This window comes from Stella humosa (genome assembly GCF_006738645.1).
GTDB lineage: Bacteria > Pseudomonadota > Alphaproteobacteria > ATCC43930 > Allostellaceae > Allostella > Allostella humosa.
Window position 1 is genome coordinate 4,525,609 of record NZ_AP019700.1, and the last position, 26,261, is coordinate 4,551,869.

Genomic DNA, 26,261 nt, shown 5'->3' on the forward strand with positions numbered 1-26,261 from the left:
CCGGCCGTCAGAGCGACGCGTTGAAGTGCTCGACCAGGACCATGACGTGGGCCGCGTCGTGGGCCGCGACCGAGCGAGCGGCCAGCGTCTGGGCCTCGGCCACGTCGACGGCGCGCAGGCGCTCCTTCACCCGGGGCAAGCTGCCGGGCGACATCGACAGCTCTCGCAGGCCCAGGCCCAGCAGCAGGGCGGTGTAACGCGGATCGCCCGCGATCTCGCCGCAGACGCTGATGGGGATCCCCCGCTCGCGCGCCGCCGTCACCGCGAACACGATGAGCCGTAGGACCGCCGGGTGGAACGGGTTGTAGAGGCTGGCCACCTGCTCGTCGCTGCGGTCGATCGCCAGCGTGTACATGGTGAGGTCGTTGGTGCCGATGGCGAAGAAGTCCGAATGGTCGGCGAGCGCGTCCGCGCCCAATGCCGCCGCCGGCGTCTCGATCATGGCGCCGATGGGCGGCAGCGGGTCGGCGATGGCGACACCCTGGCGCCGCAGGCGCCGGGCGGTGCGCTGGATGATGTTGCGCGCCTGGCGCATCTCGCCGACCGAGGTCAGCATCGGCAGCAGGATGCGGATGCTGCCATGGGCACCGGCGCGCAGGATGGCCGCCACCTGCGTCTCGAACAGGCGCGGCACCTTCAGCGAATAGCGGATGGCGCGCAGGCCGAGCGCCGGATTGGGACCTTCCGGGAAATGCGCGGCCAAGGCCGGCGCCCGCTTGTCGCCGCCGATGTCGAGCGTGCGGATGGTGACGGTGCGGCCGTCCAGCCCCTCGACCACCGCGCGCAGCATCTCGTACTGCGCGTCCTCGTCGGGCAGGTCCTCGCGGTTCATGAACTGGATCTCGGTGCGTAGCAGGCCGACCCCGTCCGCCCCCAGCGCGCGCGCCTCGTCCACCTCCGCCGGCAGGTCGATGTTGGCGTTGAGCGAGATCGCCACGCCGTCGTCGGTGATGGCCGGCAGGGCCGCGACCGCGACCAGCCGGCGGCGCTGGCGGGCCAGGGCCGCCCGGCGGCGGCGGAAGGCGGCCAGCGTGTCCGGCCCCGGATCGAAGACGACCTGGCCGTCGACCCCGTCGACGACGACGATGCTGGCGCCGGCCGCGGCATCGAGCAGGCCGCGCACGCCCAGCACGGCCGGCAGGTGCAGGGCTCGCGCCATGATCGCGGTATGCCCCTCGACCCCGCCGACGGCCGCCGCGAAGCCCAGGATGCGGGCCGGGTCCATCAGGGCGGCATCGGCCGGCGTCAGCTCCTCGGCCAGCACGACGGAGCCGGTCGGCACGCGGGCGAAAGAATGGTAGGCGGTCTGCGTCAGGTGGCGCAGCACCCGGTGGCCGGCGCCGCGGACATCGTCCACGCGCGAGCGGATGGTCGGGTCGGCGATGGCCGAGAAGCTTTCGACGATGGCCGCCAGCTCGGTCTCCAGCGCCGCCTCGGCATTGATCCGGTTCTCGCGGATGCGGCGGTCGACGCCGCGCACCAGGCGCGAGCCGGACAGCATCTGGCGGTGCACCTCGAGCAGGGCGACGGCTGCCTCCTGCGCCGATTCGGGCAGCATCTCGGCCCGCGCGCGCAGCTTGTCGATCTGCAGCAGGGCGGCATCGACCGAGCGGTGGAAGCGCAGGCGCTCGTGCTCCAGCTCGGCCGTCGGGATGGAATAGGCGGTGACGGCGACGATGCCCGGATCGTGCAGATAGACCGGGCCGATGGCGATGCCGGGCGAGACCGGCAGGCCCGTCAGGGTGCGTTCGGCGCGGTCAGTCTTCATCGAAGCCCGCCGCCACCAGGCGGGCCAGGGCCTCGACCGCCATCTCCGCGCCCTCGCCGCAGGCCGACACCGACAGCTCGGTCCCCGGACCGGCCGCCAGCATCATCAGGCCCATGATCGAGACGCCCGAAACCCCGGTGCCGCTGCGGCAGACCGTGACCTCGGCATCGAAGGTGGCGGCCAGCTTCACGAACTTGGCGGCGGCCCGCGCATGCAGGCCGCGCTTGTTGACGATGAGGACGCTGCGGCGGGCGGTGCCCATGGCGACGGCGCTCACCGGCCCTCGGACAGCAGTTGCGAGGCGACGTTGATATATTTGCGTCCCGCCTCCTGGGCGCTGGCGACGGCGGGCTGCAGCTTGGCGGTGGCCCGCACCGAGGCCAGCTTGATCAGCATCGGCAGGTTCACGCCGGCGATCACCTCCACCCGGTTGGGCTCCATCACCGAGATGGCGAGGTTGGACGGCGTGCCGCCGAACATGTCGGTCAGCAGGACCACGCCGGCCCCCGCCTCGACCGTCCGGATGGCATCGATGATGTCCTGCCGCCGCCGTTCCATGTCGTCTTCGGGGCCGATGCACACGGCGGCGATGTTCGTCTGCCGCCCGACGACATGCTCCAGGGCCGCGACGAACTCGTCCGCCAAGCGGCCATGGGTCACGAGAACCATTCCAATCATGAATTTCTTACCGTTCGGCGGGACGGCCGGGCGTCAGGATGCACGGTCGACGTCGCGATGGTGAAGGCGGGCTGGCATGCCGGTGGCGGCCAGCCAGGCCGAGAGCCGCTCGGCGCAGTAGACGGAGCGATGCTTGCCGCCCGTGCAGCCGATGGCGATGGTCAGGTAGCTCTTCCCCTCATGGGCATAGCGCGGCAGCAGCGGCGCCAGCCAGCCGGTCAAGCCGTCGAAGAAGGCCGCGAAGTCCGGGTCGGCTGCCACCCGCGCGCCGACGGCCGGGTCGCGGCCGGTCAGCGGCCGCAAGACCGGATCATAGTGCGGATTGTCGAGGAAGCGGACGTCGATCACCAGATCCGCCTCCCTGGGCAGGCCCTGGCGGTACGAGAAGGACATGACCGAGATCGCCAGCCTGGGCGCCGCGTTGAGCGCGAAATGCCCTTCCAGGATGCGCTTCAGTTCGGCTGGCGGCAGGGCCGTGGTGTCGAGCACCAGGTCGGCGCGGCGGCGCAGCGGCCAGACGATCTCGCGCTCGCGGCGGATACCGTCCAGCACCGGCCGGTCGACCGCCAGCGGGTGGCGCCGCCGGGTCTCGGTGAAGCGGCGCCCCAGCACCTCGTCCTCGCAGTCTAGAAAGAGGAGCGTGATGCGCCGGCCGCCCTCGGACGCGATGCGGTCGAGCAGGGCCAGCGACGTGGGGGTGGCGAAATCGCGGGTGCGTACGTCGATGCCGATGACCATCGGCCGGGGCGCCGGCGCATCGGCATGCAGCAGGCCGGCCAGCAGGGCCAGCGGCGGGTTGTCGACCGCCTCGTAGCCCAGGTCCTCCAGCGCGCGGAGTGCCGTCGTCCGGCCGGCGCCGGACAGGCCGGTGACGATCACCACCCGCGGGCGATCATCCTGCTCCCCATCGAAATCCGGGCGCGATTCGACCGCACGACCAGTATCGGATGGGTCGTTGTCCCGGGTCATGGAGAGGGCCTGCCCGCTCATGGCGGCGGCATTATGGTCAAGCGAGGCTGGCGACGGCAAGACGCACCTTGGCCGCAGCGGAAACGGCAAAGGGATCGAGCCGCAGCACGGGCACCGTCACGCCCAGCAGTTCGCGCGACTCCGGCGTCGGCAAGCGCTCGATGGATTGGGGCGGCGTCGTGACGACGACGAGCCGCAAGGCCACTTCTTCCACATACGGAAGCTGGACGATGCCGAGGCCACGCACCTCCAGCAGGCCGGCGATCGAGGCCGGCACGCGGGCGACGAGGCCCGCCTCCCGCCGCTCCACCAGCGTCTGGTCGTCGGCCACCAGGCGGGCCCCAGCGTCAATCAGCCGCAGCGCCAGGTCGGACTTGCCGCCCCCGCTCGGCCCCTCGATGGCCACACCGGCACGGCCGATGGCGACCGTGGTGGCGTGGAGCCGGGTTGCGTCTTGCATCGGATCGGCCATGGCGGCGCACTCTAGGCCTTCGGCCGGCGTTCGTCTGCGGGACATGCTCTTCCGGGAACCGCGCCGCGGGTTGTACGTTCCCGCAAGGGCTCCTGCCCTTTCAACCCTCCGGGTACCGCAAATGGCACGCAACCCCGCCGGTCACGCCGTCCTCGCCCTTGCCCTCGGCGTTCTGGCGTACGCGCCGGCCATGGCGGCCGACCTCGTCGTCATTACCGACCGCGGCGAGTTCCTCCAGTTCAGCGACGCCGACCCGCGCATCACCGTGCGCCGCGACGTGCAGGGCAGCGGCCTGCCGCTCGTCGGCATCGACGTGCGGCCGGCCGACGGGCGACTCTACGGCCTCGATCGTGGCGGCGGCATCCATGTGATCGACTCTGGGACAGCGGTCGCCACCTTCCGCGCCCGGCTGTCGGTCGACCTGGCGCCGGCCGCCCACTATGTCGTCGATTTCGACCCGGTCGACGACCGGCTGCGCATCGTCGGCGCCGGGGGGCAGAACCTGTCGGCCGATGTCGAGACGGGTGCAGCCGTGGTCCATGCCGCCGCGCCGCCCGGCATCACGGCGGGCGCCCACGCGACACCGGGTGCCGGCGAGGCCCAACCCCGCTTCTTCGTGTTCGACCGCGCGCGCGACACCTATGGCCGCCTCGACCCGGTCGCCGATGGCGTGCTGCGGCCGGTCGTGCAGGCGCCCGGCATCGCCCCGGACGCAGCCGACATCGGCCAGGACGGGGGCCGGCCCAAAGGGTGGTCGGTCATCAACAACATCCTGCATTTCTTCGACGTCGAGACGGGCGCCGCCAGTGCCGTGCAGGCGATCGGCACCGGCGCCACCGGACGGGCCGGGCGGATCATCGACATCGCCGTCCTGCCGTAGCATCGCCGAGGGCCCCTCGCCCGCATGACAGGCGGGCGGGGTTTCGATATTGCTTCTGCGCCGCCGCGACGCAGGATCCCCGAAACATGACCGACCCCGCCGCCCTGCCTACCCGCTTCGCCGACGTCGAAGCGGTGGAGGAGTTCATGACCCGGCCGAGTGCGGCCCTGGTCGCCGACCTGGCCCGCGCGCCGGGCGACATCCTGATCCTGGGGGTGGGCGGCAAGATGGGGCCGACCCTGGCGCGCCTGGCCAAGCGCGCCGCACCCGACCGCCGCGTCGTCGGCGTCGCCCGCTTCAGCGAGCCGGGCCTGCGCCAGCGGCTGCAAGGCTGGGGCGTGGAGACGCTGGAATGCGACCTGCTCGACCGCGACGCGGTGATGGCCTTGCCGCGCCTGCCCAACGTCATCTTCATGGCGGGGCGCAAGTTCGGCTCGTCGGGGGCAGAGGACCTGACCTGGGCCATGAACGTGCTGGTGCCGGCGACGGTGGCCGAGGCGTTCCGGGAATCCCGGATCGTCGCCTTCTCGACCGGCTGCGTCTATCCCTATGTCGACGTGCTGACCGGCGGGGCGACCGAGGACATGGCGGCCGTGCCGCCGCCCGGCGCGTATGCCGCCACCTGCGTCGGGCGCGAGCGCATGTTCGAGTATGGCAGCCGGCGCTGGGGCACGAAGGGACGGCTCTTCCGCCTGAACTACGCAATCGATACCCGCTACGGCGTGCTGCACGATGTCGGCCGCAAGGTGCTGGCGGGCGAGCCGGTCGATGTCACCATGGGCCATGTGAACGTGATCTGGCAGGGCGATGCCAACAGCCAGGCCCTGCGCTGCCTGGCGCATGCGACCGACCCCACCTCGCCCATCAACGTCACCGGGCCGGAGACGGTCAGCGTGCGCGCGCTGGCCCACGCCTTCGGCCGGCGCTTCGGTCGCAAGGCGATCGTGACCGGGGCGGAGGCGCCCACGGCCTGGCTCAACGACGCCTCGCTGGCGGCGGGCCTCTTCGGCTATCCCACCGTGCCCCTCGACGCCATGGTCGGCTGGGTCGCCGAATGGCTGGCGGCCGGCGGCGCCTCGCTCGACAAGCCGACCCATTTCGAGACGCGGGATGGCAAGTACTGACCCCCGGCCGCTGCGGCCGGACGATGCCGCGGCGCTGACCGGCCTGTCGGCCGAGGCCGGCTGGAACCAGAACGCCCAGGACTGGCGCGTCATCCTGGAACATGGCGGTGGCGAGGGCATCTTCGACGGCGCCGGCCGGCCGCTCGCCAGTGCCTGCGCCGTGCCGCTGACCGCACGCAGCCAGTGGATCTGCATGGTGCTGGTGACGCCGGACGCGCGCCGCCGCGGCTATGCCACCCACCTGATGGCCCGCCAGATCGCCGGCATCGAGGCCGCCGGCCGGGTGCCCGGACTGGACGCGACCGAACTCGGCCGCCCGGTCTACGAGAGGCTGGGCTTCCGCCCGCTCTTCTCCCTGTCGCGCTACCGCGCCGCCGACCCGCGCTGGTGGCCGGTCGACCCGGGGACCGAGCTGCGGCCGATCACACTAACCGACCTGGACGCACTCGCCGCCTACGATGCCGAAGCAACCGGCAGCGACCGCGCCTTCCTGCTGACCCACCTGGCCCAGCGGATGCCGCAGGCCGCCTGGCTCGCCCACCAGCAGGGCCGCATCGCCGGCTTCGCGCTCGCCCGCGACGGGCTGAAGGCGACCGGCATCGGCCCGCTGGTCGCCGACACGTCCGCCGTCGCCGCCGCGCTCGCCGCCGCCGCCGGCCGCACGCTGGCCGGGCCGGTCGTGATCGACGTGCCAGACGCCGCCACCGCCTTCGTCGCGCGGCTGGCCGATGCCGGCTTCATCCGCGAGCGCGGCTTCACCCGCATGGTCCGCGGCGCCGACGCCGCGCTGGACCGGACGGCCGCCCTCTACGCGCTGGCGGGGCCGGAGTTCGGGTAGCCTCTCACCGGCAAGGGGGGCCGCGCATGTTCGATGCCTTCGCCACCATCCTGGACTGGCTTGGAATCGCGGTATTCGCGACGACCGGCGCCCTGGTCGCCTCGCGCAAGCAGATGGACATCTTCGGCTTCGTCCTGCTGGGAACCGTGACCGGCATCGGCGGTGGGACGATCCGCGATACGCTGCTCGGCATCCTCCCGGTCTTCTGGGTCACCAACCCCGCCTATCTCGTCGTCTGCGTGGTCGTATCGAGCACGACTTTCTTCTTCGCCCACGTTCCCCAGTCGCGCTACCGGCTGCTCCTGTGGTTCGACGCGATCGGCCTGGCCGTCTTCGCGGTGACAGGTGCCGAGACGGCGCTGGCCACCGGCGTCGACCCCATCGTCGCGGTCGGTATGGGGGTGGTTACCGCCACCTTCGGCGGGATCCTCCGCGATCTGCTCGGCGGCGAGAGCCCGGTCGTCCTGCGGCGTGAGATCTACGTGACCGCGGCACTCGCCGGGGCCGCCCTTTTCGTCGGCATGTCGACGGCGGGCACACCGCGCGAAATCGCCCTGACGAGCGGCGTCGTGTCGGCGGCCGCCATCCGCTTTGCCGCGATCCGCTGGAACTGGTCCCTGCCCCGCTACCGGCCGCGACCGGGGCGCGGGATGGACGAGCTCGATCCCTGACGCCCGCGGTCCCGACCCTACCGCAGGTACCGCTCCTCCTGCGCCTTCATCTCCGCCACGCCCTGCACCGCGAAGACGCGCTCGGTCGGGGCGATGGCGCCTTCCACGCCCAGCACGCCACCGTCCGCGCGGATGCGGCGGAAGGTGTCGGTCAGGGCCTGGGTGATCGCGCGCACACCATGGTTGCCGTAGATGACCAGCTTCACCTTGCCCAGCGCTCGGATGCGTTCCTCGGTCATGTCGGGATAGGCGGTGGGCACCAGGACGAGCGGAATGGTGCCGTCCCAAGCCTCGACGAAAGCGACGATCTCGTCCGGGGTCTTGCGCTTGGAGTGGATCAGGATAGCGTCCGCACCCGCCTTCTCGTAGGCGCGCGCCCGCATCAAGGCCTCCTCCTGGCCAAGGCCGGCGATCAAGGCCTCGGTGCGGGCGATCACCAGCAGATCGGGATCGCGACGGGTTGCCACGGCGGCCGCGATCTTGCCCTCGAACTCGGCCACGCGGACCAGTTCCTGGCGGCCGCCGGCCAGCAGGCTGGTGTCCTTGGGAAAGGTCTTGTCCTCGATCACCAGGGCTGCCACGCCGGCCGCCTCATACTGGCGGGTGGCGTGGATGACGTTGGTGGCATTGCCGAAGCCCGTATCGATGTCGGCCACCACCGGGATGCCGATGGCGGCATCCATGAAGCGCGTCATGTCGAGATGCTGGGTCATCGTCACGATGCTGGCGTCGGGCACGCCCATGGCGGCCGACAGCTCGAAGCCGCTGGCCCAGATGCCGTCGAAGCCGGCCTCCTCGGCCAGGCGGGCGCCCAGCGGGTTGTGGGCGCCGATGATGGCGGTCAGCGGCTTCTGCGCCAGCTTGGCGCGGAAGGTGGCTCGCTTGGACATGGGGCAATGGTCCTCGGGTTCAGATCTTGCGGGCGTGGCCCTGCCAGTAGCCGGCACGGACGAGATGGCGCTGGATCTTGCCCGTCTCCATGCGCGGCAGGGTGGCCACGAAATCGACGCGGCGCGGCACCTTGAAGTCGGCGATGCGGCCGCGGCAGAAGGTGCGGATCTCCTCGGCCAGCGCCGGCGAGGCGGCCTGCCCCTGGGCCAATTGTACGACGGCCACGACCTCCTCGCCCCATTCCTCGTTGGGGGCGCCGACGGTGGCCACGTCCTGCACGGCCGGGTGCTGGTGCAGGACGGCGTCGATCTCGGCCGGGTAGATGTTGACCCCGCCCGAGATGATTGTCTCCGCGCTGCGGCCGGACAGGAAGAAATAGCCCTCAGCGTCGGTGTAGCCGACATCGCCCATGGTGAACCAGTCGCCGGCCCAGGCGGCCGCCGTCTTGGCCTCGTCCTTGAAGTAGACGAAGCGCTTCTCGGGCGCGGTATAGACGAAGATGCGGCCCGACTGGCCGGGCGGCAGCGCGCGACCGGCCTCGTCATGCACCTCGACCTGGCAGCCCTCGGCCGGCCGGCCGATGCTGCCCGGGCGGGCCAGCCACTCGTGCGAGTCGATGAATGTGCCGCCGCCCTCAGTGCCGGCGTAATATTCGTAGAGGACCGGCCCCAGCCAGTCGATCATCGCCTGCTTGACCGCGGGCGAGCAGGGGGCGGCCCCATGCAGCACCCAGCGCAGCGACGACAGGTCGTGGCGCCGCCGTTCCGCCTCCGGCAAGGCCAGCAGGCGGTGGAACATCGTCGGCACGACGTGGGTGTGGGTGATCCGGTGGCGCTCCACCAGCGCCAGCGTCTCCTCCGGCGACCATTTGTCCATCAGGTGGACGCCGACCCCGTTGTTGAGCGGAAGCTGCAGGTTCAGCCGCAGGGGAGCCGCGTGATAGAGCGGCCCCGTGTTCAGCGCCAGGTCCTCGCCCGGGCGGATCGCCGCCGACTTCAGGATCGCCGCCAGCAGCTCTAGCGGGGAATGGATGCGATGCACGCCCTTGGGCCGCCCCGTCGTGCCCGAGGTGTAGAGCATCGACGAGCCCAGCACCGGGTCGTCGATGTCGCCCGACGGCTGGCCGCCCAGCGCGCGGTCGTAGGATTCGAAACCGGGCAGGCCTTGGCCCAGCGCCAGCTTCGTGGCATCCGGCAGGACCGCCGCCAGCGCGCCGGCAACGGCGGCAAAGCGCGGGTCGGCCACCAGCACCTTGGCCTCGCAGTCGCGCACGACATAGGCCGCCTCGTCGGCCACCATGTGCCAGTTGAGCGGCGTCACCCGGAAGCCGGCGCGCAGGCCGGCATAGATGACCTCGACGAATTCCGGGCGGTTCGGCGCCAGGAGGGCGATGGCGTCGCCCGGCTGCAAGCCGCGGCCGCGCAGGAAACGGACGAGCTGGTTGCAGGCGGCGTTCAGCTCGCCGTAGCTGCGCCGGCCGAGCGGCCCGTCGATGGCCAGGCGAGAGGGCGCCTGGGCGGCATGGACGGCGATGTGCATGCCGGTCTTGGCCGCCTCCGCCAGCGGGCTGGCCGGCAGCGCGGAGGCGGGCTGGGATGCAGTAGCCGGGGCGGCCTGGGGCGTTTCTGTCTCGTTCATGGACCGCCCTCCCAGCGGCGGGGCCATTCTGCTCGGGCGCGGGGGGCCGAGGCAAGGCACCCGCCGGCACGATCGCTCAGGGCAGCGCGCGCTCCATCAGGATCTCACGGCCGATCATGCCGCGCTCGACGAATCCGGTCGAGCGATAGAGGGTGATGGCACCCGCATTCTCTGGGTGGACGCCGATACGGACGGTGCCCCGGGTTGGCCAGGAGGCCCGGATAGCGGCCAGCGCCGCCAGCACGGCGGCGCGGCCATAGCCCCGCCCCTGCCGCCGCCGGTCGATCATCAGGCGATAGATCCAGGGGCACGAATCGTCGCGGTCCAGCGCCCACATGACGAACCCCACCAGGGCCGGGCCGCAGCGCACCGCGCGGGGCACGCATTCCGGCAGGGCATAGGCCAGCGCCAGCGAGGTCGCGTTGTCGGCCACGAACCGGCGCTGGTCGCGCGCGGTCCGCAGCGCCAGGACGTCGTCCAGATTGTCGCGGCTGATCGCCTCGAGTTGGATCGCCGGGGGTCGCCTCACCCGCGCAGCGCCAGCATCTGGTCGAGATAGCCGTCGGGCGCCACGGCCGCGTCGACCAGGGCCGGGCCGGTGCCCGCGAACGCCGCGTCGAGCGCTGCGCGATAGCTGGTGGGGTCATCCGCGCGATAGCCACGCACGCCAAGGCCACTAGCGACGGCGGCGAAATCGACCGCCCCCAGTTCCACCCCGTCGCGCCGCATCTGGCGGTGCTGCTGCTTGATGTCGATGAGCGACAGGGATCGGTCGTTGAAGACGACGACGACGATGCGGGCACCCGTCTGGGCCGCAGTCGCCAGTTCGCCCAGCCCCATGGCCAGCCCGCCATCGCCGGTGAAGGCCACGACCGGCCGGTCGGGCTCCGCCAGCGCGGCACCGATCGCGGCCGGCAGCGCGAAACCCATGGTCGACAGGCCGTTGGAGATCAGGAGGTCGCGCGGACGCCGCGCCCGCCAGAGGGCGGTGGCCGAGAACATGTGCGCCCCGGCATCGACGGTGGCCCGAGCATCCAGGCCCGCCGCGTCGGCTGCCGCCTGGGCGCCCAGTACCAGGTCGGGCGGGGTCAGCCGGCCGCCGCCGGTCCAGGCGATCCGCGCCAGCATCGCCTGGCGCAGCCGGGCGATCGCATCGGCCTGCCAGCCGGAGCGGCCGGCCCCCTTGGCCAGCGCGGCCAGCGCGGCGGCGGGCGTGCCGTAGAGGCCGGCGGCCGGGTCGATATAGCGCAGGGGAAAGGGCTGGCGCGCCACCTCGATCACCGGCGCCGCATAGCGCCAGGGCTGCGGGATCAGTTCCACCGGGTCGAGGCCGGCCAGGATGATCAGGTCGGCGGCGGCGACCGCCGCCGCCTCCAGCGAGCCGCCGGTGAAGAGCCCGACATAGGCCGGGTCGTCGTCGGCGACCACGCCCTTGGCCTTGTAGGTGACGAGTGCCGGGGCACCAGTTGCGACGGCAAAGGCTCGGACGGCGGCTGCCAGCGCCGGGTCGGCGGCGGCCTCCAGCCCGCACAGCAGGATCGGCCGGTGGGCGCCGGCGACCAGGTCGCGTGCGGTCGCCAGGGCACCCTCGTCGGTCGCTTCGGCAGCGAATGGGATCGGCTCGGCCGCCGCCACGTCGCGGCGCGCGGCATCGCCGGTCACGTCGAAATGGACGACGCCGGCCGGGGCCGCCATCGCCCGGTCGAGCAGGCGTTCGACATCGTGCCCGGCATCTTCGCCGTCGAGCCGGCTCGACCCCTTGGCGATCGGCGCCAGCAGGGCCGAATGCTCGAAGAACTGGTGGCTGACGAAGCGGCGATGCTCGGGCGTGAAGCCGTCGGAGATGACGCAGAGCGGCGCCCGCTCCAGTGCCGCGCAGGCAATGCCGTTGACGGCGTTGGCCAGCCCCGGCCCCCGCGTGGTCAGCACCACGCCGGGCGCGCCCGTCACCTCCGCCGTGGCAAGCGCCATCAGCGCCGCCCCGGTCTCGTGCCGCGCCAGGACGAACTCGATGCCGCAGGCCGCCGCCGCGGCGATCGCATCCAGGCTGGTCTCGCCCCCGGGCACGCCGAAGATGCGGCGGACGCCGCGGCGGGAAAGCGATCGGATCAGCGCATCAAGAGGGGTCATCGCCGGCGAACGTCCATCTGGGGGGGATTGCACCTGGCCTGGGAACCAGGCTCGATCGCAGCCTACAGCCAAATCCCGCCGAGGGGAGATCGCCGATGCCGCCCGCCACCCGCAACCTTCTGGATCCGGGCGTCACCTCGCCCGCGGCCGAGGTGACGGAGCCCCTGCTGGCCGCCGCCGGCGTCCGGCTGGAGCGCATCCTGTCGCTGGGCCAGGCCTCGCCGCCCGGCTTCTGGTACGAGCAGGCGGAGGACGAATGGGTGGCGGTCCTCGCGGGCCGCGCCCGCCTCACCATCGCGGGCGAGCCGGCCGACCGCGAGTTCGGCCCCGGCGACGCCATCTTCCTCCCGGCCGGCTGCCGCCACCGCGTCGCCTGGACGGACCCCGACCAGCCGACGGTCTGGCTCGCCCTGTTCATCGACGCCGCCCTTGGGGTACGGTCGACGTAATGACGTCATATATACTCGCCACTTATCCGACGCAGGAGGGGCCGCAGTGAAGGAAGCCGTCTTTACGATGAAGCTCGAGCCCGCCTTGCGCGACGAGTTCATGGCGGAGGCCAAGGCCGTCGACCGGCCCGCATCCCAGATCATGCGCGACCTGATGCGCGATTTCATCCAGGAGCGTCAGCAGGCAAGAGAGTATGACGAATTCGTTCGCTGCAAGGTTGCAATCGCACTTGCGTCGATGGAGGATAGTGGGGGTATCCCCCATGAAGAGATCGAGGCGGAAGCTGCCGCATGGCGCGCCGAGGTGCTGAACGAGAATTGAGAGTCGTTTGGTCCCGGGCAGCGAGCGAAGACCGGCGGACCATTCGAAACCACATCAAAGCCGACAGCCCACAAGCTGCCATTCGGATGGATGGCATACTTGTGGCGGCAGCCGGATGGTTGGCCCATCACCCGGAAATAGGCCAACCGGGCCGAATCAGTGGCACCCGAGAGTTCGTCCAGCACCCCAGCTACCGACTGGTCTACTCGGTAGAGGGCCAAATGGTCGTTGTGCTGGCCGTCATCCATACGGCGCGGTCATGGCCGCCCGGGCAAAGCTGACCACGACGCTCTGGTCACGTCCGGAAGTACGGCTCCACCGTGCCCTTCAGCTTCATCGTCAGCGGGTGGCCGTGGCGATCGACGGTCTTGCCGACCGCGACGCGGACCCAGCCCTCGCTGACGCAATATTCCTCGACGTTGGTCTTCTCGACACCGTTGAAACGGATGCCGATGCCGCGTTCGAGGAGGGCCTCGTCATAGTGCGGGCTGGCGGGGTTGTTGCAGAGCCGGTCGGGCGGGGTATCGGTCATGTCGGTATTCCTCAGCTCTTGGGACGATCGGGCCAGAAGCGGACCTTGGCGCGGGCAAGACCGCCCGCCACGCCGATCGGGGTGCCGTCGGCGCGCCAGCAGGCGGCGCCAGTCAAAGTGCCATCCTCGCCGAAGGCGATGGCGTTCATGCCGCCGGCCACATGGGGCATGGCGGCGACTTCATGGCCGCGGGCCGCCAGTTCGGCGCGCACGGCCTCTGGCACGGCGTCCTCGACCTCGACTGGGCCGCCCTGGGTCCACAGGCGCGGCGCCTCGACCGCCTCCTGCAGCGCCATGCCGTGGTCGACCAGGTTGACGACCGCCTGCATGGCCGAGCCGAAGATGCGCAAGCCGCCCGGCAGGCCCAGTGCGAAGGCGGGCTTGCCGTCCTTCAGCACGATCAGCGGCGACATCGAGCTGGTGACGCGCTTTCCGGGTGCGATCGACTGGGTGAAGCCCGGATGCGGGTCGAACAGGTACATGTAGTTGTTGGGGATGATGCCGGTGCCGGGGATGACGAAGCGGGCGCCGAACAGGCTGTTGATGGTCTGCGTCGAGGCGACGACGTTGCCGGCGCCGTCGGCCACCGTCAGGTGGGTGGTGTTGGCCGATTCCGACGGGACGACGCCCGGCCCCCAGACCTGGCTGCGGGCCATGTCGATGCGACCCCGGCGCTCGGCTGCGTAGTCCTTGTCGATCAGGCGGTCGACCGGCACTGGCGTGAAGGCCGGGTCGGCGGTCGCCACCTTGCGGTCGGCGAACGCGATCTTCAGGACCTCGGCCAGCAGGTGCAGGGTGTCGGCGCTGCCGAAGCCCTTGGCGCCGATGTCGAAGCCCTCGAGGATGTTCAGCATCTGCACGATGTGCACGCCGCCCGACGATGGTGGCGGCGGCCCGATCACCTCGAACCCGCGATAGGTGCCGCGCACCGGCTGGCGCTCGATCGTGGCATAGCCGGCGAGATCGGCCATCGACAGGATGCCGCCCGCGCGGGCGAAATGATCGGCGATGATGCGGCCGAGCGCGCCGCCATAGACGGTGCCCGGCCCCTCCTTGGCGATGGTCCGCAGCGTCTCGGCATAGTCGCCCATCACCAGCCGCGAGCCGGCCGTGATCGGCAACCCGCCCGGCAGGAAGAGGGCTGCGATCCCCGGGTCGAGCGCCAGGTCGGGGGCGGCGTCGGACGCGCATTCCCAGAGATAGGGCGTGGTGCGGAAGCCGCGCGAGGCGTGGCGGATGGCAGGCTCCATCACGTCGGCCAGCGGCATGGTGCCGAAGCGGGCCAGCGTCTCGCACCAGGCCATCAGGTTGCCCGGCACGCACACCGCGCGCGGGCCGACCGCGTTCTGGCGCCCCTCGGTGTCGAGATAGTTGGGCAGCTTGTCGGAAACCGGGCGATAGAGGTCGGGCGTGGCCGCGGCTGGGGCATAGGCCTGGCCGTCGATCACCCGGTGGGTCCCGTCGGACAGCCGGATATGGGCCATGCCGCCGCCGAGAATGCCGACCATCATCGGCTCCACGACAGTCAGCGTGAAGAAGGAGGCGATGGCGGCATCGACGGCGTTGCCGCCGGCCGCCAGCATCTCCGCCCCCGCGGCCGAGGCCAGCGGGTGGTTGGTCACGACCATGCCGCGGGTGCCCGTGGCCGGGCGCTTCTCGCAGGCAAAGCTGGTCCCGGCGCGGGCGCGCCATCCGTCGGTCATCGGAACTCTCCTAAAGGCGAACTGGCAATCAGGCCGGCAGGCGGAAATGGAACGACTTGGGCCGGGTCAGGTGCTCGTAGCCGACCCGCGACAGGGTGCAGCCGCGGCCGGAATCCTTGACCCCGGTCCAGGCCAGCGACGGGTCGAGATAGTCGCAGCGGTTCATGAACACGGTGCCCGTCTCGAGGCCGTCGCCGATGCGGGCGGCCGCTTCCACGTCGCGGGTGAAGATGGCGGCCGTCAGCCCGTAGCGGCTGTCGTTCATCAGGTGCTGCGCCTCGTCGTCGCCCGACACTTTCATGATGCCGACGACGGGGCCGAACGTCTCCTCGTTCATCACCCGCATCGAATGGTCGACGCCGGTCAGGATCTGCGGCGCCAGGTAGGGGCTGCCGGCCCGGTCGGCCGGGAACGCCCGGGGATCGACCAGGGCGCGCGCGCCCTGCACCACCGCCTCGGCGGTCTGGGCGCGCACGAAATCGGCCGCGGCCGTGCGCACCATGGGGCCGAGGTTGGTATCGGCCTTGGTCGGGTCGCCCAGGCGATAGGTGCCGGTGAGCGCGACGGCCGCCTCGACGAAGCGGTCATGGATGGCGGCGTCGACATAGATGCGCTCGATGCCGCAGCAGGACTGGCCGGAATTGAAGAAGGCGCCGTCGACCAAGGTCTCGACCGCCTGGTCGAGGTCGGCATCGGCGCGGACATAGGCGGGGTCCTTGCCGCCCAACTCCAGCCCGGCGCCGACGAAGCGGTCCGACAGCGCCTTCTGCACCGCGGCACCGCCCGCGACCGAGCCGGTGAAGCAGACGAAGGCGACGCGGCTATCGCGGATCATCCGCTCCGTGTCGCCATGGGACAGGTGGATGTGCTGGAAGACGCCGTCCGGCAGCCCCGCCGCGCGCATCGCCGCAGCATAGCGCTCTGCCACCAGCGGCGTCTGGTGGGAGTGCTTCAGGATGACGGTGTTGCCCGCCGCCAGTGCCGGGATGATGGCGTTGACCGAGGTCAGGAAGGGATAGTTCCAGGGGGCGACGACGAAGACCACGCCCAGCGCCTCGCGCCGGATCCAGCGGTCGAAGCCGGCCTTTTCAGCCGGGCGGATGTCGGCCAGGGCGGCGGGTGCGGCATCCAGCATGAAGCGGGCGCGCTCCTCGAACCCGCGCAGTTCGCCCGGCGACTGGCCGATCGGCCGGCCCATCTGCCAGGTCAGTTCCTCCGCGGCCCCCTCGCGCCCGGCCAGCAGCGCATCGACCGCGGCCGCCAGCAGCGCCTGCCGGCGGTCGAGCGGGGTCGCCTTCCAGCCGGCCGCCGCCCTGGCCGCGGCGGCCAGGGCCGCCTCGATCTCGGCGCCGCCGCCCAGCGGTCGCTCGCAATAGACCCGGCCATCGACCGGGCTGATCGTCTTCAGTACGTCTGCCATTCCATCGCCTGCACTTGCGCCGGCGCGGGATGTTAGTGGAGTGCGGGCCGCCGTGCCATCCGAATGGCAGGGCGCCCTATTCGGCGACGAGGCGCTGGCGCCGCTGGCGGGGCCGGATCGTCCGCGGCAGCGACAACAAGGTCATCGCCAGGCCGCCCGCCAGGACATACCAGGCCGGGCGGAAGCCGTATTCGATGTCGAGGTTGGCGGCCAGCACCATGCGCGGGTCGGCCCCGGTGGCAAGCGCGATCCAGGTCGCCTCGCCCAGTGCTGCCAGCACCGCGACGCCCACCGACAGCAGCACCAGCCGCAACGGTGAGCGACCGATGTCGAGCCGGACCGACAGCAGGCGATAGGCCATCAGCCAGAAATAGAAGGCGGCCAGCAGCGTCGGCTCCGCCTCCGGCAGCTTGAACTGCATCGACTGGTGCAGGATCGCCAGCGCGCCGATCAGGTAGGCGGACTTGTGCAGCATCCGCCAGCGCCGCCCGCCCAGGCGCTTCACCATGGCGTCGGTCGAGGTGACGGCCAGTGCCGTCAGCAGCGCCAGCCCGACGAAGCCGATCGTCAGGTAGGTGCGCAACACGATCTCGGTCGCCACCCGCACCAGGTCGAACTTCTGGTCGAGGATGTAGGCCATCAGGTGGAGCGCCACATAGACGAAGGCCGTCACCCCCACCATGCGCCGCACCAGCAGGATCGGCGCCCAGTCGACGATGCGGCGCAGCGGCGTGACCGCGAGCGACAGCACCAGGATGCGGATGGCCCAGGCCCCCGTCTCCTCGATCAGGAACTCGGTCGCCAGGGCCGAATAGCGTCCCATCTGCAACTCGGCCAGGATCCACAGGCCGGGCGCCACCAGCCCCGCCAGGGTCAGGGCCTTGAAGGCCGAGAAACGCCCCGCGCGGTCGCGCCAGGGTGCCATCGGCAGGCGCTGCCAGAGGCTGGCCGGGAAGTCGGATCGGGGCTGGGTGCGGGTTGTCATGGCGATTCTTGTACAATGCGGGTGCCGCCGCCGCATTTCACGCCCGATCACGATCGCGTCGGCGGTTCCTTGGCCGAGGCCTTGGCCAGTTCGTCGAGCGGCGCCACGTCGACTCCCACCTCGATCGTATGGTCGCGGCCGCCGACGACGACGCCGTTGATGGGCGCCACGTCGCCATAGTCGCGGCCCCAGGCCAGCGTCACGTGGCCCACCCCCGGCAGCACGTCGTTGGTCGGGTCGAGATCGACCCAGCCGATCGGTGGGCACCAGACCGCGAACCAGGCATGGCTGGCGTCCGCGCCCACCAGCCGGGGCATGCCCGGCGGCGGCATCGTCAACAGGTAGCCGCTGACATAGCGCGCCGGCAGGCCCAGCGCGCGCAGGCAGGCGATGCCGACATGGGCCAGGTCCTGGCAGACGCCGGCGCGGATCTCGAACACCCGGTCGACCGGGGTGGTGGCGTCGGTGACGGTGGTGTCGTAGCGGAAATCGGCGTGGATGCGCGCCATCAGGTCGATGGCACCGGCCAGCACCGGCCGCCCCGCCGGGAAGCTCGGCCGGGCATAGACCGACAGGTCGCCTGCCGGGTTGACCAGCGGGGAATCGAACAGGAAATCGACCGCCGCCATCGCCTCGGGATCGACCGGCGCCTCCAGCGCGCCTCGCACGCGCTCCCACGGCCAGGTCGCGGCCGGGTCGGGCGGCGGGAAGGCGGCCTCCGCCACCCGGCTTTCGGCCATGATCTCCAGCGTGGTGTGCGGGTCCTCCAGCGTCAGCCATTCCGCGATGTTGCCGAAGGCATCGAGCCGGCGGGTGCGGCGGGTCGGCGGCGGATCGACCGTGACGGTGCTTTCGTCCACCCGCTGGCGCGCCGTCGGGCGCGGGATCAGGTGCAGGAGATGCTGCGACTGCGCCACCGGCTGGAGGTAGCGATAGGTCGTGCGATGGCGGACCCGATATTCCATCATGCCGTCTCGCCGCGCGGGGCAGACCCGGTGCGCCGCCGCGGCGACGGCCGGAAATAGCGATCGGACAGCCCGTCCGAAAGCCCGACCAGCCCGGCGCCGATGGCATCCGCCAGCGCTCCCACCCCGGGCCGGCCGCCATCGGCCGCGCGCTCGACCAGGGCCATCGGGTCGGTCGCGCGCAACTTGGCCAGCAAGGGCTGGATGCTGGTGTCGGCCATCTGGCCGGCGCCGGCGGGGCTGTCCTGCAGCTCGGCCATGTGCCGGGCCAGCGTGGCGATCTGGAAGCCGGCCGAGCGCGGGTTGGCCTCGTCGAGCAGCAGCAGGTCGAGCACCGGGGCGGCCTGGAAGGTGCCGAGATAGCGGTAGCGATAGGTCATGGCGCTGTCGGCGATCTCCAGCGCCATCTGCATGCGCTCGACCGCCCCCTCGCCGCCCGCGCCCAGTAGCTGCCGGGCGATCCAGGCCGCAGCCACGCCGCGCTCGATGCGCCGGCCGAGATCGAGGAAGAGCCAGTTCGGCCCGCGCGTCATGTTTTCGGCCGACAGGCCCGACAGTGCGGCCGATCGGCGGATCAGCACGTCCAGGCGCGCCGCCAGGGCGGCCAGGTCGCCGGGCGGCGGATCGTCGTCGGCGGTCAGCGCCAGGATGCTGCGCCAGGTGTCGAGCGACAGGCGGTCGCGGACCGACCAGGCGGTGCGGCGCACGCCCAGCAGCGTGCGCATCAGCCCATGGGGGTGGGCGCGGTCGCCGACCAGGGCCAGCATCTCGCGCGTCAGGGCGGCACCGTCGCCGCCATCGGCCGCGGCCGACGCGGCCTCGGTCGCCTGGGCATAGGGCACGAGCAGCCGGCGCGCCAGGTCGGGCGCGCCGCCGACCCCGGGTCCGGCATCGTCGCCCAGGCGGCCGGCGACCGCCCTGACGACGCGGGCCAGGCCCTCCGCCCGCTCGGCATAGCGTCCAAGCCACAGCAGGTTGTCCATGGCGCGGCTCGGCGCCTCGTCGCCGATGCGCCGGATCGGCAGGGGCTCGACCTTGGAGCGCAGCAGGCTGAAGCGTTCGGCCGGCGCGTCGGAGACGACCCAGATGTCCTTGCCGGCCGCCCCCGACTGCATCGAGAGCGTCGCGCGCTCGCCGTCGCCCTGGCCGACGCGGGCGAGCCCGCCCGGCAGCACGACATAGCCGGCCGGCGTCCAGGCGGCGAAGACGCGCAAGGCCACGGGGCGCGGCACCAGCCGGGTCCCGACCAGGGTCGGCGCCAGGCAGGGCGGCATCACCTCCTGCACCACCAGGCCCGCCCCCCGCCGCTCCATGTCGGCGGCCAGGCGCTGGCGCCGGGCGCGGTCCAGTTCGGCCCCCAGCCGCGCGGTCGAGCCGCGGGCGAAGAGCGGCAGCGTGTCGAAGGCGTCGCGCACGACCGAACGGTCGAGGGCCGCCAGGGCCGCGGACCGGCCGGCCGCCGTGCCGCACCAGTGGGTGGGCACGCCCGGCAGCTTCAGCTCCTCGTCCAGCAAGGCACGGCAGAGGTCGGGCAGGAAGGCCGCCATGGCCGGGCTTTCGACCACGATGCCGCCCAGCGGGTTGGTCAGCACGACGCGTCCGGCGCGCGCGGCCTCCACCAGTCCGGGCACGCCCAGCGAGGAATCGGCCTTCAGCTCCAGCGGATCGCAGAACAGCGAATCGACGCGCCGCATGACGATGTCGACCCGTTGCAGGCCGTTCAGCGTCTTCAGGAAGACGTCGCCGTCATGGACGGTCAGGTCGTCGCCCTCGACCAGCGACAGGCCGAGATAGTTCGCCAGGAAGGCATGCTCGAAATAAGCCTCGTTGTGCGGCCCGGGCGACAGCAGCACGCCGCGCGGCCGGTCGCCCCGGGCGAGCGCCGCCAGCCCTGCCTTCATCGACTGGAAGAATGAGGCCAGGCGCAGGACATGGCCATCGCGGAATGGCTCGGCGAAGGTCTGGCTGACGACGATGCGGTTCTCCAGCGCGTAGCCCATGCCGCTCGGCGCCTCGACGCGGTCGGCCAGCACGGTCCAGGTGCCGTCCGGCCCACAGGTCAGGTCGGCGGCATAGAGCTGCACATGGACCCCACCCGGCGGGTCGATGCCCAGCAGCGGGCGCAGGAATTGCGGGTGCCCGGCCGTCAGGTGCGGCGGCAGCCGGCCGTCGGCAACCAGCCGGCGCGGGCCGTAGATGTCGGCCAGCAGGGCATTGGCCAGGCGCGCCCGCTGCACCACGCCCGCCTCGATCCGCGCCCATTCGCGGCCGTCGAGGATGAAGGGCAGGATGTCGAGCTCCCACGGCCGGGCCTCGCCGCCGGCATCGTCATAGACGTTGTAGGTGACGCCGTTGTCGCGGATCAGCCGGCGCACGCCCTGGTTACGGCGGGTGACCTCTGCCGCGTCGATGCGGGCCAGTTCGGCCAGCAGCGGCCGCCATTGCGGGCGCACCGACCCGTCGGCCGCGACCATCGCGTCGTGGCGCCCGACCGGCCGCGGATAGGATGCCATCGACCCCACGGCCGCACTCTCGATCAGCTTCGGGTCACCGGCCATCCGGCCGCGCCCCGCCGGATCCGCAATGTTGGGTCATGACGATGCCTTGGCACTTCCTTCAGCCGGCGGGGTCAGTGGAAGCGCCGGAGATCGAGGGTCAGCGGAAAATCGGGATGGATGTCGGGCTGGCCAGGATCGAAGCGCCCGCCCGTCAGGCCGAACGGCTCGAACCGGGCAAGGCGCCGGCCCTCCGCCTCGTAGGCATTGACGGGAACGGTGGTGTAGTTCCGCCCACCCGGATGCGCAACATGATAGGTGCAGCCGCCGACCGCCCGTCCGCGCCAGGCGTCCCACAGCTCGATCACCAGCGGCCCGTGCGGCGGGATGGTCGGGTGCAGGCTGTGCGGCGCCTGCCAGGCGCGGAACCGCACGCCCGCCACCGCCTCGCCGCGGCGGCCAGTGGAGGTCGCGGGCGCCGGCCGGCCGTTCACCAGGATGCGATGGCGCTCGGGCACGAAGCCTACGGCCTTCACCTCCAGCCGCTCGACCGTGCTGTCGACATAGCGCACGGTGCCGCCCGCCGCCCCTTCCTCGCCCATGACGTGCCAGGGCTCCAGCGCCTGGCGCACTTCCAGCCGCACCCCCTCGGCATCGACCGTGCCGAACAGCGGGAACCGGAAGGTCCAATGCGGCCGGAACCATTCGGGGTCGATCGGGAAGCCGGCCTCGCGCAGGCCCGCCACCACGTCCTGCAGGTCGGCCCAGACGAAGTGCGGCAGCATGAAGCGGTCGTGCAGGGCCGTGCCCCAACGCACGGGCGGCTGGCGATAGGGCTCGCGCCAGAACCACGCGACCAGCGCCCGCAGCAGCAGCGACTGGGCCAGGCTCATCTCGGCGTGCGGCGGCATCTCGAAGGCGCGGAACTCCACCAGACCCAGCCGGCCGGTCGGGCCGTCGGGCGAATAGAGCTTGTCGATGCAGATCTCGGCCCGGTGGGTGTTGCCCGAGACGTCGATCAGCAGGTTGCGGAAGATGCGGTCGACCAGCCACAGCGGCATCGGCTCGCCGCCCGGCTCCCGCACCTGGGCAAAGGCGATCTCCAGTTCGTACAGCGAATCCTGGCGCGCCTCGTCGATGCGCGGCGCCTGGCTGGTCGGGCCGATGAAGAGGCCCGAGAAGAGGAACGACAGCGACGGGTGGTTCTGCCAGAAGGCGACCAGGCTGCGCAGCAAGTCGGGCCGGCGCAGGAACGGGCTGTCGGCCGGCGTCGGCCCGCCCAGGACGATGTGGTTGCCGCCGCCGGTGCCGGTATGGCGCCCGTCCACCAGGAACTTCTCGGTGCCGAGCCGGCTGAGGCGGGCCTCCTCGTAGATGGCGCGGGTCACCTCGACCTGCTGGCGCCAGCTATGGGAGGGATGGATGTTCACCTCGATCACGCCCGGGTCCGGCGTCACCTTGATGACGTTGAGGCGCGGATCGGCCGGCGGCGAATAGCCCTCGATATGCAGCGCCACGTCGATCTCGGCCGCGGCGTCCTCGATCGCGGCCACCAGGTCCAGATAATCCTCCGCCGTCTCGGTCGGCGGCATGAACACGCACAGGCGGCCGTCGCGCGGCTCGATGGTGAGCGCGGTGCGGACGCTGAGGCCCTCGACCGGCTGTTGCTGCTCGACCTGGGCCACGCGCGCCTGCCAGTCCGGCCCGCGGGCGGCACCGCTCAGATAGGGCTGGCGCGCTGCGTCGGGCGCGGGCAGCGGCGGCAACTGCTCCATCGGGTCGCGGGGGATGACGTGCGGATAGAGCTGCGGCTCGATCCAGGGCAGCGAGGCGATCGGCAGGCGGAAGCCGACGGGCGAATCGCCCGGCACCAGCAGCACGCGGCCGCGGCGGAGCGCCCAGCGCTCCGAATGCCAGCGGCGGCGCTTGTCCGGCGCGTTCCAGCGCTGCACCGGCAGCACGAAGCCGACCGGCGTGCCCAACCCGCGGTCGAAGACCCGGACCAGGCGCTGGCGTTCCTCGGCATCCTCAAGCTTGGACTCGAACGGATCGACATTGGCCGGCAACGCCTGCTCGCGCGCCAGGTAGTGCCAGGGATCCTCGAAGGCCGGCATGGCGCAGTCGGGGTGGATGTCGAGCCGGCGGGCGACGGCGCGCGCCAACTGGCCGGCATCCTCGGCGGTCACGGCGCGGGCCTCGGCCTCGCGGGCCACGCGGGCCGGGTCGCGCCACAGCGGCATGCCGTCGCCGCGCCAGTAGAGCGCAAAGGCCCAGCGCGGCAGGCTCTCGCCCGGATACCACTTGCCCTGGCCGTAATGCAGCATGCCGCCGGGGGCGAAGCGGTCCATCAGGCGGCGGACCAGGTCGTCGGCGAACACCCGCTTGGTCGGCCCGACGGCGGCGATCGTCCACTCGGCCGCCTCCATGTCGTCGACCGCGACGAAGGTCGGCTCGCCACCCATGGTCAGGCGCACGTCGCCCGCCGCCAGCATGCGGTCGACGGCATCGCCGACGCGGTCGATGGCATCCCACTGCTCGGGCGTGTAGGGCCGGGTGACGCGCGGCGCCTCGTCGACGCGGGCGACCGACATCTCGAAGTCGAACGTCACCTCGCAGGGCTCGACGCCGCCGCTGATGGGGGCCGCTGCCGTCGGATCGGCCGCGCAGGCAAGCGGGATGTGCCCCTCGCCCGCGAACAGCCCGGAGGTCGCGTCAAGCCCGACCCAGCCCGCGCCCGGCAGGTAGACCTCGCACCAGGCATGCAGGTCGGTGAAGTCGTGGTCGGTGCCCGACGGGCCGTCGAGGGCCTCGACATCGGGCTTCAGCTGGATCAGGTAGCCCGACGCAAAGCGCGCGGCCAGGCCCAGATGGCGCAGGAGCTGGACCAGCAGCCAGGCGGAATCGCGGCACGACCCGGCCGCGCGCTCCAGCGTCTGGTCCGGGGCCTGGATGCCCGGCTCCATGCGGATCAGATAGGTGATGTCTCGGGCGATGCGGGAATTGAGGTCGAAGAGGAATCCGGTAGTCTGCTTCTCCTCACGCGGGATGGCCGCCAGGTATTCCTGGAAGCGCGGCCCGCACTCCGCCCGATGCAGGTAGGGGGCAAGGTCGGCCGCCAGCTCGGGCTCGTAGGCGAAGGGGAAGTTCTCGGCCGCCGGCTCCAGGAAGAAGTCGAACGGGTTGATCACCGCCAGTTCCGCCACGAGATCGACCGCGACCGTCAGATGGTCGGTCTTCTCCGGCACGACGACACGGGCCAGCCAGTTGGACTGCGGGTCCTGCTGCCAGTTCAGGAAATGGTCGGCCGGCTCGACCTTCAGCGAATAGGCCAGGATCGGCGTGCGGCAATGCGGCGCCGGGCGCAGGCGAATAACTTGGGCCCCGAGCCCGACCGGGCGGTCGTAGCGATAGCGGGTGACGTGGCGGATGGCGGCGCGGATTGTCATGGGCGCGCAGTATGGGACTTGTGCGGCATCGGCCCTACCGGAAATTGTGACGAAACCGCTGCATCATCCGTGCCGGGACAATGATCGGCGCTTGGCCAGACTTGAATTGAATATCGCCTAGCGATATATACAGACATGGCCGATGAACCGATGTTCCGGCTGATGGGCTACCATCGGCGCCGGTATCGCCTAGCGAATGGCTGGAGCATTCGCTTTCGGATCATCTCTACCCTGGCTTCCACCGGCCGGCCGCACGGGATCAAGTATGCGTTCACCCTGCATGATACGGACGGCCTGCGGCTGCTGGGGTTTGACAATGCCCATGGGATTCCACGCGCCGAAACCTATGACCATCGGCATCCGTTTCGCCGATTGACCGACCTGAAGGCATACGAGTTCAGGAGTGCGGATGATCTGATCTGTGATTTCTTTGCCGCCGTCGAGCGCGCCTGCCGGCAGGAGGGCGTCCCGTTCGAGGTCGATGCCGAGGAGATCGAGCTAGAAGCGGAGGACGAGAGTGAACCGGAAGAGCCTCGATGACCTGCGCGAGGAAATGCGGGCCGTGGCACGTGGTGATCGTCAGCCAGGTGCGCTGCCCGCCGCCCCGTTGCTGGCGGCATTGTCTAGGGAAGCGCTCGATCTGCTGGGCGTGATCCTGCGCGATCGGCCTACCAGTGTCTCGGAACTGGTGGCGCTCTCCGGGCGGGCCCAGCCGAACGTGTCGCGATCGCTGCAATCGTTGGCAGGCCACGGGCTGGTCCGGCTGGTGCGGCAAGGGCGGGAGATCCGCCCGCAAGCAATGGTGAGCGTTCTGCGAGTGGACTTGGCGACTGGGACCTACGAGGTAACACCGGCCCCAGACGCCGCGGCGTGAGAAGGGCCGAGCGGGCCTTGCGATACGACAGGTTCATCCTGACCTGAGAAATTCTATAAGCTGTCTCCTGCCGCCGGAAACCAGGCGAGGGAGGGGGGACAGGGCATGGCTGCGATCGCTTGGCCGACGAAGACGCGCGAGTTGCACAACCACCATTTCGACAGCACCGTCTGGAACGACTTCCGCTTCCGCGACGACGACGTCGTCATCGCGACCTATGCGAAGTCCGGCACCACCTGGACGCAGCAGATCGTGGGCCAGCTCATCTTCGGCGGTGCCGAGGACGTGGCCATCGCCGAAATGTCGCCCTGGCTCGACCTGCGCGTGCCGCCGGCAGCCGTGAAATACGAGGCGCTGGAGGCGCAGGCGCATCGGCGCTTCATCAAGACCCATCTGCCGGTCGACGCCCTGCGCTACTCGCCCGCCGCCAAGTACATCTACATCGTGCGCGACGGGCGGGACGTCGTCTGGAGCATGTACAACCACCACGCCAACGCCAACGCCCTCTGGTACCAGGTGCTGAACGACACGCCGGGCCGGGTCGGCCCGCCGATCGAGCCGCCGACCGGTGACATCCGGCAGTATTTCCTGGACTGGCTCGACCGCGACGGCCACCCGTTCTGGTCGTTCTGGGACAATGTGCGGAGCTGGTGGGACATCCGCGCCCTGCCCAACCTGCTGCTCGTCCACTATGCTGACCTGAAGCGCGACTTGCCGGGCAGCATGCGGCAGATCGCGGCCTTCCTCGATATCGCCATCGACGAGGACCGCTTCCCGGCCCAGGTCGAGCACTGCACCTTTGCCTGGATGAAGGCCAATGCCGCGCGCAGCGCCCCGCTGGGCGGCGTCTTCTGGGACGGCGGCGCGGAGGTCTTCATCCACAAGGGCACCAACGGCCGCTGGACCGACGCGCTGACCGCCGACGACATCCGCCGCTACGAGGAGACGGCACTGGCACGCCTGGGGGCCGAGGGGGCGGCGTGGCTGGCGAACGGCCGCGGCGGCGGGTGA

At 71.2% G+C, this 26,261-nt stretch carries 26 protein-coding genes; 10 read left to right on the forward strand and 16 right to left on the reverse strand.

Annotated features, from left to right (window positions below; translation table 11 throughout):
- Positions 1-7: 7 nt before the first annotated feature.
- The 5 genes from ptsP to STVA_RS21200 are packed head-to-tail and all read right to left on the reverse strand — an operon-like array spanning position 8 to position 3,887.
- Positions 8-1,768 carry a phosphoenolpyruvate--protein phosphotransferase gene (gene ptsP, locus STVA_RS21180; RefSeq protein WP_123691837.1) on the reverse strand — a complete coding sequence of 587 codons (1,761 nt, stop codon included), beginning with the start codon at positions 1,766-1,768 and terminating at the stop codon, positions 8-10.
- Positions 1,758-2,030, reverse strand: coding sequence for an HPr family phosphocarrier protein (locus STVA_RS21185; RefSeq protein WP_123692860.1), 273 nt, complete (start codon positions 2,028-2,030; stop codon positions 1,758-1,760). The genes ptsP and STVA_RS21185 overlap by 11 nt, the downstream gene beginning before the upstream one ends.
- An 11-nt stretch (positions 2,031-2,041) precedes the next feature.
- A complete protein-coding gene (locus tag STVA_RS21190) occupies positions 2,042-2,446 on the reverse strand; it encodes a PTS sugar transporter subunit IIA (protein WP_123691839.1) in 405 nt (134 codons plus the stop codon).
- 33 nt (positions 2,447-2,479) lie between these two features.
- On the reverse strand, positions 2,480-3,415 hold the full coding sequence (gene rapZ, locus STVA_RS21195) for an RNase adapter RapZ (RefSeq protein WP_123691841.1): 936 nt from the start codon (positions 3,413-3,415) through the stop codon (positions 2,480-2,482).
- A gap of 37 nt (positions 3,416-3,452) precedes the next feature.
- Entirely contained in the window at positions 3,453-3,887 is a 435-nt protein-coding gene (locus tag STVA_RS21200) for an HPr kinase/phosphorylase (RefSeq protein ID WP_123692862.1), read from the reverse strand.
- 121 nt (positions 3,888-4,008) lie between these two features.
- On the opposite strand from STVA_RS21200, the gene STVA_RS21205 reads away from it, so the two are divergent.
- The 4 genes from STVA_RS21205 to STVA_RS21220 all read left to right on the forward strand — a co-directional run bounded on the left by STVA_RS21205 (position 4,009) and on the right by STVA_RS21220 (position 7,400).
- A complete protein-coding gene (locus STVA_RS21205; protein ID WP_170216559.1) occupies positions 4,009-4,767 on the forward strand; it encodes a DUF4394 domain-containing protein in 759 nt (252 codons plus the stop codon).
- An 86-nt stretch (positions 4,768-4,853) separates the two neighbouring features.
- Positions 4,854-5,891 (forward strand): NAD-dependent epimerase/dehydratase family protein, encoded by a 1,038-nt coding sequence (locus STVA_RS21210; protein WP_123691845.1) that lies wholly within the window; start codon positions 4,854-4,856, stop codon positions 5,889-5,891.
- A complete protein-coding gene (locus STVA_RS21215) occupies positions 5,878-6,729 on the forward strand; it encodes a GNAT family N-acetyltransferase (RefSeq protein WP_123691847.1) in 852 nt (283 codons plus the stop codon). Before STVA_RS21210 ends, STVA_RS21215 begins: the two co-directional genes overlap by 14 nt.
- 26 nt (positions 6,730-6,755) lie before the next feature.
- Positions 6,756-7,400, forward strand: a complete 645-nt coding sequence (locus STVA_RS21220; RefSeq protein WP_123691849.1) for a trimeric intracellular cation channel family protein — start codon at positions 6,756-6,758, stop codon at positions 7,398-7,400.
- 17 nt (positions 7,401-7,417) lie between these two features.
- Here the strand turns inward: STVA_RS21220 and STVA_RS21225 are convergent, their stop codons facing one another.
- From STVA_RS21225 to STVA_RS21240, 4 genes are all read right to left on the reverse strand, one after another.
- Positions 7,418-8,290, reverse strand: a complete 873-nt coding sequence (locus STVA_RS21225; RefSeq protein ID WP_123691851.1) for a phosphonopyruvate hydrolase — start codon at positions 8,288-8,290, stop codon at positions 7,418-7,420.
- Positions 8,291-8,309: 19 nt separating this feature from the next.
- Positions 8,310-9,929: an AMP-binding protein gene (locus STVA_RS21230; RefSeq protein ID WP_123691853.1), complete on the reverse strand. Its 1,620-nt coding sequence runs from the start codon at positions 9,927-9,929 to the stop codon at positions 8,310-8,312.
- 76 nt (positions 9,930-10,005) lie between these two features.
- Positions 10,006-10,458, reverse strand: a complete 453-nt coding sequence (locus STVA_RS21235) for a GNAT family N-acetyltransferase (protein ID WP_123691855.1) — start codon at positions 10,456-10,458, stop codon at positions 10,006-10,008.
- A complete protein-coding gene (locus tag STVA_RS21240; RefSeq protein WP_123691857.1) occupies positions 10,455-12,059 on the reverse strand; it encodes a thiamine pyrophosphate-binding protein in 1,605 nt (534 codons plus the stop codon). The genes STVA_RS21235 and STVA_RS21240 overlap by 4 nt, the downstream gene beginning before the upstream one ends.
- Positions 12,060-12,154: 95 nt before the next feature.
- Here STVA_RS21240 and STVA_RS21245 point away from each other — a divergent pair, with 95 nt between their 5' ends.
- Genes STVA_RS21245 through STVA_RS21255 form a run of 3 tightly spaced genes read left to right on the forward strand, consistent with a single transcriptional unit; the run spans position 12,155 to position 13,111 of the window.
- Complete coding sequence (locus tag STVA_RS21245; RefSeq protein ID WP_123691859.1) at positions 12,155-12,508, forward strand: cupin domain-containing protein; 354 nt, start codon at positions 12,155-12,157, stop codon at positions 12,506-12,508.
- Between the two features lie 46 nt (positions 12,509-12,554).
- Complete coding sequence (locus tag STVA_RS21250; protein WP_245978391.1) at positions 12,555-12,830, forward strand: antitoxin of toxin-antitoxin stability system; 276 nt, start codon at positions 12,555-12,557, stop codon at positions 12,828-12,830.
- Positions 12,800-13,111: a type II toxin-antitoxin system RelE/ParE family toxin gene (locus STVA_RS21255; protein ID WP_245978392.1), complete on the forward strand. Its 312-nt coding sequence runs from the start codon at positions 12,800-12,802 to the stop codon at positions 13,109-13,111. Before STVA_RS21250 ends, STVA_RS21255 begins: the two co-directional genes overlap by 31 nt.
- A 14-nt stretch (positions 13,112-13,125) precedes the next feature.
- Here STVA_RS21255 and STVA_RS21260 read toward each other — a convergent pair whose 3' ends face one another.
- From STVA_RS21260 to STVA_RS21290, 7 genes are all read right to left on the reverse strand, one after another.
- On the reverse strand, positions 13,126-13,362 hold the full coding sequence (locus tag STVA_RS21260; protein ID WP_123691863.1) for a DUF3297 family protein: 237 nt from the start codon (positions 13,360-13,362) through the stop codon (positions 13,126-13,128).
- A gap of 11 nt (positions 13,363-13,373) precedes the next feature.
- Complete coding sequence (ggt, locus tag STVA_RS21265) at positions 13,374-15,065, reverse strand: gamma-glutamyltransferase (RefSeq protein ID WP_123691865.1); 1,692 nt, start codon at positions 15,063-15,065, stop codon at positions 13,374-13,376.
- 28 nt (positions 15,066-15,093) lie between these two features.
- Complete coding sequence (locus tag STVA_RS21270; RefSeq protein WP_123691867.1) at positions 15,094-16,485, reverse strand: aldehyde dehydrogenase family protein; 1,392 nt, start codon at positions 16,483-16,485, stop codon at positions 15,094-15,096.
- 76 nt (positions 16,486-16,561) lie between these two features.
- The gene (locus STVA_RS21275; protein WP_245978394.1) at positions 16,562-17,470 is read right to left on the reverse strand and encodes a protein-methionine-sulfoxide reductase heme-binding subunit MsrQ; all 909 of its coding nucleotides are present in this window, start codon (positions 17,468-17,470) and stop codon (positions 16,562-16,564) included.
- Between the two features lie 47 nt (positions 17,471-17,517).
- Positions 17,518-18,438 (reverse strand): transglutaminase family protein, encoded by a 921-nt coding sequence (locus STVA_RS21280; RefSeq protein WP_123691869.1) that lies wholly within the window; start codon positions 18,436-18,438, stop codon positions 17,518-17,520.
- Positions 18,435-20,993, reverse strand: coding sequence for a circularly permuted type 2 ATP-grasp protein (locus STVA_RS21285; protein ID WP_123691871.1), 2,559 nt, complete (start codon positions 20,991-20,993; stop codon positions 18,435-18,437). The genes STVA_RS21280 and STVA_RS21285 overlap by 4 nt, the downstream gene beginning before the upstream one ends.
- Positions 20,994-21,064: 71 nt before the next feature.
- Positions 21,065-24,376, reverse strand: a complete 3,312-nt coding sequence (locus STVA_RS21290) for a transglutaminase family protein (protein WP_123691873.1) — start codon at positions 24,374-24,376, stop codon at positions 21,065-21,067.
- Positions 24,377-24,511: 135 nt separating this feature from the next.
- Here STVA_RS21290 and STVA_RS21295 point away from each other — a divergent pair, with 135 nt between their 5' ends.
- From STVA_RS21295 to STVA_RS21305, 3 genes are all read left to right on the forward strand, one after another.
- Positions 24,512-24,916, forward strand: a complete 405-nt coding sequence (locus tag STVA_RS21295) for a toxin-antitoxin system TumE family protein (RefSeq protein WP_123691875.1) — start codon at positions 24,512-24,514, stop codon at positions 24,914-24,916.
- On the forward strand, positions 24,894-25,250 hold the full coding sequence (locus STVA_RS21300) for an HVO_A0114 family putative DNA-binding protein (RefSeq protein WP_245978395.1): 357 nt from the start codon (positions 24,894-24,896) through the stop codon (positions 25,248-25,250). Before STVA_RS21295 ends, STVA_RS21300 begins: the two co-directional genes overlap by 23 nt.
- A 105-nt stretch (positions 25,251-25,355) precedes the next feature.
- Entirely contained in the window at positions 25,356-26,261 is a 906-nt protein-coding gene (locus tag STVA_RS21305) for a sulfotransferase domain-containing protein (protein WP_123691877.1), read from the forward strand.